The 4,492-nt window shown below is 58.1% G+C and carries 3 protein-coding genes; 2 read left to right on the top strand and 1 reads right to left on the bottom strand.

The features are described from left to right. The first annotated feature begins 650 nt into the window (after positions 1-650). The gene (gene guaB, locus ACZ25G_RS10160; protein WP_191509744.1) at positions 651-2,129 is read left to right on the top strand and encodes an IMP dehydrogenase; all 1,479 of its coding nucleotides are present in this window, start codon (positions 651-653) and stop codon (positions 2,127-2,129) included. A 353-nt stretch (positions 2,130-2,482) separates the two neighbouring features. Here guaB and aroE read toward each other — a convergent pair whose 3' ends face one another. Continuing rightward, the gene (gene aroE / locus ACZ25G_RS10155; protein WP_191509743.1) at positions 2,483-3,337 is read right to left on the bottom strand and encodes a shikimate dehydrogenase; all 855 of its coding nucleotides are present in this window, start codon (positions 3,335-3,337) and stop codon (positions 2,483-2,485) included. Between the two features lie 221 nt (positions 3,338-3,558). Between aroE and ACZ25G_RS10150 the strand changes: the two genes are divergently transcribed. Then, positions 3,559-4,281, top strand: coding sequence for an ABC transporter ATP-binding protein (locus ACZ25G_RS10150; RefSeq protein ID WP_463682372.1), 723 nt, complete (start codon positions 3,559-3,561; stop codon positions 4,279-4,281). Positions 4,282-4,492: the final 211 nt, after the last annotated feature.

Raw genomic sequence — 4,492 nt, 5'->3', positions numbered from 1 at the left:
CCGGTGGGGGAGGTCGCGGATAGGCGCAATGGGTAGCTTAGTCGCGGGTATCGCGGATAATGTTTTAAACAGAACTCAGGGCGCGTCATCCCGCCCCGGGAGGGCCACCTGCCGGTGGAGGACACCGCGCTGGCGGGCAGTGTCCGCTGCCAAGTCGCGCTAGCTACCGCTAGGGGAAGTCGCGCTGTGGTGTCAATCGCAACGTAATCGCGTGAGCCGCGAACAGTGTCGCAAATAAAGCCCAGGGCGCGACCTGCCCGCCGCTAGGCGCGCGTGGGCCGCGACAATGGCTTTAACTAGGCCGTGGGCGCGTCATCCCGCCCCGGTAGGGGCCGCGACCTGCTCGCCGCTAGGCGGGCGCTGTGGGGATAGGTTCTATAATTTGCCGATTTATCATGAAAAAGCACAAAAGCAAAAATAGAATTTTGTAAAAACCAACAAGAAAAAGCGGTTTTTCTATTGAAAAGGACGAGAGATCGTGATAAAATAGAATACAAACTTTTTATCGTCATGCGGTAAGACTTCGACAGGGAAAATAAATACCGCAGGCAACAAACGAGTAAGGAAATCCGGGGCAGGGGAGCTGAAATCGGCGCAGTTGCAACGGAGATTTTTTTCACTTTCGGACAAATCAAGAGAGGAGAAGGCAAATGTTGACAACAGACTTTTCAAAAAAGTTTCCCAAAGAGGGCCTGACATTTGACGACGTATTGCTAATCCCCGCCAAAAGCGATGTTCTGCCCAAGGAGATTGAGGTAAAAACGCGGCTGGCCGGGGATATTATGTTAAATACGCCCATTGTCACCGCCGCCATGGATACCGTCACCGAGACCGAGATGGCCATCGGGATCGCCCGGGAAGGCGGCATCGGCATCATCCATAAAAACATGTCCATCGAACGGCAGGCCGACGAGGTGGATAAGGTCAAGCGCTCGGAAAATGGCGTCATCGTCAACCCCTTCTCCCTCTCCCCAGAGCACTTTGTCTTTGACGCTGACGAGCTCATGGGGAAATATAAGATTTCCGGCGTCCCCATCTGTGAAAAGGGGAAGCTGGTAGGCATCCTCACCAACCGTGACCTGCGGTTTTTAGAGGATTTCAGCGTCAAGATCAAGGACGTCATGACCCACGAGAACCTGATCACCGCCCCGGTGGGCACCACCCTGGCCCAGGCGCAGGAGATCCTGCGCCAGCACAAGATTGAAAAGCTGCCTCTGGTGGATGAGCAGGGCTACCTCAAAGGACTCATCACCATCAAGGACATTGAAAAGGCGGTACAGTATCCCAACTCCGCCCGTGACAGCAAGGGCAGACTGCTGTGCGGCGCGGCCATCGGCGTCACCAGCGATGTGCTGGACCGGGCCGCGGCATTGGTGGAGGCACAGGTGGACGTGCTCTGCCTGGATTCCGCCCATGGCCACAGCAAAAACATCCTCAACTGTGTGGAGAAGGTTAAGAAGGCATTCCCCCAGATCCCCCTGATCGCGGGCAACATCGCCACCGCGGCGGCTGCGAAGGACCTGATTGCGGCCGGCGCCGACGCCATCAAGGTAGGCATCGGCCCTGGATCCATCTGCACCACCCGTGTGGTCGCCGGCATCGGCGTACCCCAGATTACAGCGGTTTATGACGCGGCCTGCGTGGCGGCGGAATACAACATCCCCGTTATCGCCGACGGCGGCATCAAATACTCCGGAGACATTGTCAAGGCGTTGGCCGCCGGCGGTTCCACCGTCATGCTGGGCTCCATCCTGGCCGGCTGTGAGGAATCCCCTGGCGCCAGTGAAATCTATCAAGGCCGCCGCTTCAAGGTCTACCGGGGCATGGGCAGCCTAGGCGCCATGGCCCAGGTCAACGGCAGCCGGGACCGCTACTTCCAGGAGGACAACAAAAAGCTGGTGCCCGAAGGGGTGGAGGGACGCGTCCCCTACAAGGGCCCAGTATCCGACACCGTCTATCAGCTCATGGGCGGCCTGAAATCCGGTATGGGCTACTGCGGCTGCCGGACCATTGAGGAGCTTCACGAGAAGGCACAGTTTGTCCGGATCACCGGCGCCGGCCTGAAAGAGAGCCATCCCCACGACATCTATATCACCAAAGAGGCGCCCAACTACTCTGTCAATCCCTAACCCACGGTTTTCCGGGGGCGGAGGTCATCCCTCCGCCCCCTTTTTTTGGGTAAGGGAACCACCGCCTCCGCCGGTGGAGGTGACCGGCAAAAAAGCTTTAGCTTCAAGCGACGAGGGAAGGGAGCTGCTAACAGCGGGTCCGCCTATAAGGAAAAACTTTCGTTAGAGGGGCGGCTGCCCGTTTACGGGCCGCAGGGCAAGTGATGCGAGAGAAATAAAATTCAGCGCGTCTTAAGACGCATGCCGGTAACAGGCCCTGATAGGGCCAATCCAAGCCTTCGGCTCAGCCGGCGGTTATGACTGGCGCAAAAAAGCTCGGGACAGAAACTGTCCCGGGCTTTTTCCCGTTTCGCTTAAAGGCCGAATTCGTCCTTGAGGGTTTGGGTCATCACATCGATCGGAGCCTCCACACCGGTCCAGAGGGTGAAGTTGACAGCGCCCTGGTTGACCAGCATCCCCAGGCCGTTGACCGTTTTAGCCCCACGTTTCTCCGCCTCCTGGAGGAAGAGGGTGTGGGGATCGTTAAAGATGACGTCGCTGACCACCATGTTGGAGGTGACGGTATCATAGTTGACGTCCGGTTTTTCGTTGACATTGGGGAAAAGTCCTACCGAGGTGGCGTTGACAAAGATATCGGTGTCAGCGGGGACCTCCACCGGATGATCCCACAGGATAAACTCCGCGTCCGCCTGGGTCCGCTCGTTGATCAGCTTCACCAGCTCTTCGCCGGTTTCTTTATCAATATTGGCGATGGTTAGCTTTTTGGCTCCGGCCAGGGCACACTCTACCGAAATAGCCCGGGAAGCGCCGCCGGCTCCCAGGACGGTGATATTTTTGCCCGCCACAGAGACGCCTGCGTCCTTCAGGGCAGTGATAAACCCTTTGCCGTCAGTGTTCTCTCCAAAGAGCTTGCCGTCGTTGTTGATGATGGTGTTGACAGCGCCAATGATCTCGGCGGCTTCAGAAAGCTCGTCCAGATATTTGAGCACCTCCACCTTGTGGGGGATGGTGCAGTTGACGCCCCGCATATTGAAGGCCCGGACCGCCTGGACGGCCGGTTCCAGATCTCCCTTGTTGACCTTGATGGTCAGATAGCGGTAGTTGAGCCCCTTGGCGGCGAAGGCAGCTTCCTCCATGACGCCGGTGGGATTTTCATCGATGGGGCAGCCAAAAGCGCCCACCAGTTCCGCGCGGTAACATTTCGCCATAATCTTGCTCCTTTTCTCCGGAAACACCCGGTTTTCTTAAGGGATACCGCCTTCGGCCCTGCGCCGGAGGATCAGTACAGGTATCGCCTTGCTTTGTGTTTTTAGTATACCACGGAAAAAGGAGGGGAAGCAACCATACAGTCCAAGGGATTCAAAAAGGGGGCCGTAAATCCATACTTTACGGTTAAAAAGGCGGAAAAGTTCCATAATAGTAAGGAAAGATGACAGATGAGAAAGGCAGGGGAGGCAGGATGGGACCGCTTATCCAATTGGATCATATCTATAAAATCTACAACCAAGGGGACAACGAGGTCCGGGCCCTGGATGATGTATCCATCACCATCATGGATGGGGAATTTACCGCCATCATTGGACATTCGGGATCGGGAAAGTCCACCATGATGAATATCCTGGGCTGCCTGGATGTGCCCACCTCGGGGGAATATCTCCTGGCCGGGGAGAAGGTTTCGGATATGGATGACGACCGGCTTTCCCGTATCCGGGGCAGGCAGATCGGCTTTATCTTTCAGGGGTTTAACCTGATCCCCAGTTTGGACGCCATGGAAAATGTGGAGCTGCCCCTCATCTACCGGAAGGTGCCCCGGGAGGAGCGCCGCCGGATGGCCCGGGAAAGCCTTTGCCGGGTGGGCCTCCAGCACCGGCTTCATCACCGGCCGGGCCAGATGTCCGGCGGCCAGCAGCAGCGGGTAGCCATTGCCCGGGCCATCGCCGCCCGGCCCCCCATCCTTCTGGCCGATGAGCCCACCGGCAACCTGGATTCCGGCTCCGGACAGGAGGTCATGGAGATCCTCCGGGGCCTGCATCAGGAGGGTCACACCGTCATCCTCATCACCCACGACGGGGAGATCGCCGCCAGTGTCCCCCGGGCCATCCGCCTGCTGGACGGCAGGGTGGTGGAGGACACCCCTCCCGGGGCGGGATGACGCGGCCCCTACCGGGGCAGGATGACGCGCCCTTGGTCTTGTTCACAACACCGCCGCGTCGCACGCAGCTGAGAGCAAGACGCGCACTGAGTCTCGTTTGCAACACTGCCCGCCCGCGGCAGACGGTTCTGCGCTCATGCCGCGCGGGCACATCCTTTTCTCTCAAGAAAAGGATGCAAAAGTGATCCAAGGGGTGCTCCCCTTGGATATC

Source organism: Zongyangia sp. (genome assembly GCF_965361945.1).
The sequence above is the reverse complement of the archived record's forward strand: the minus strand, read 5'-3'. Positions and strand labels throughout refer to the sequence as shown.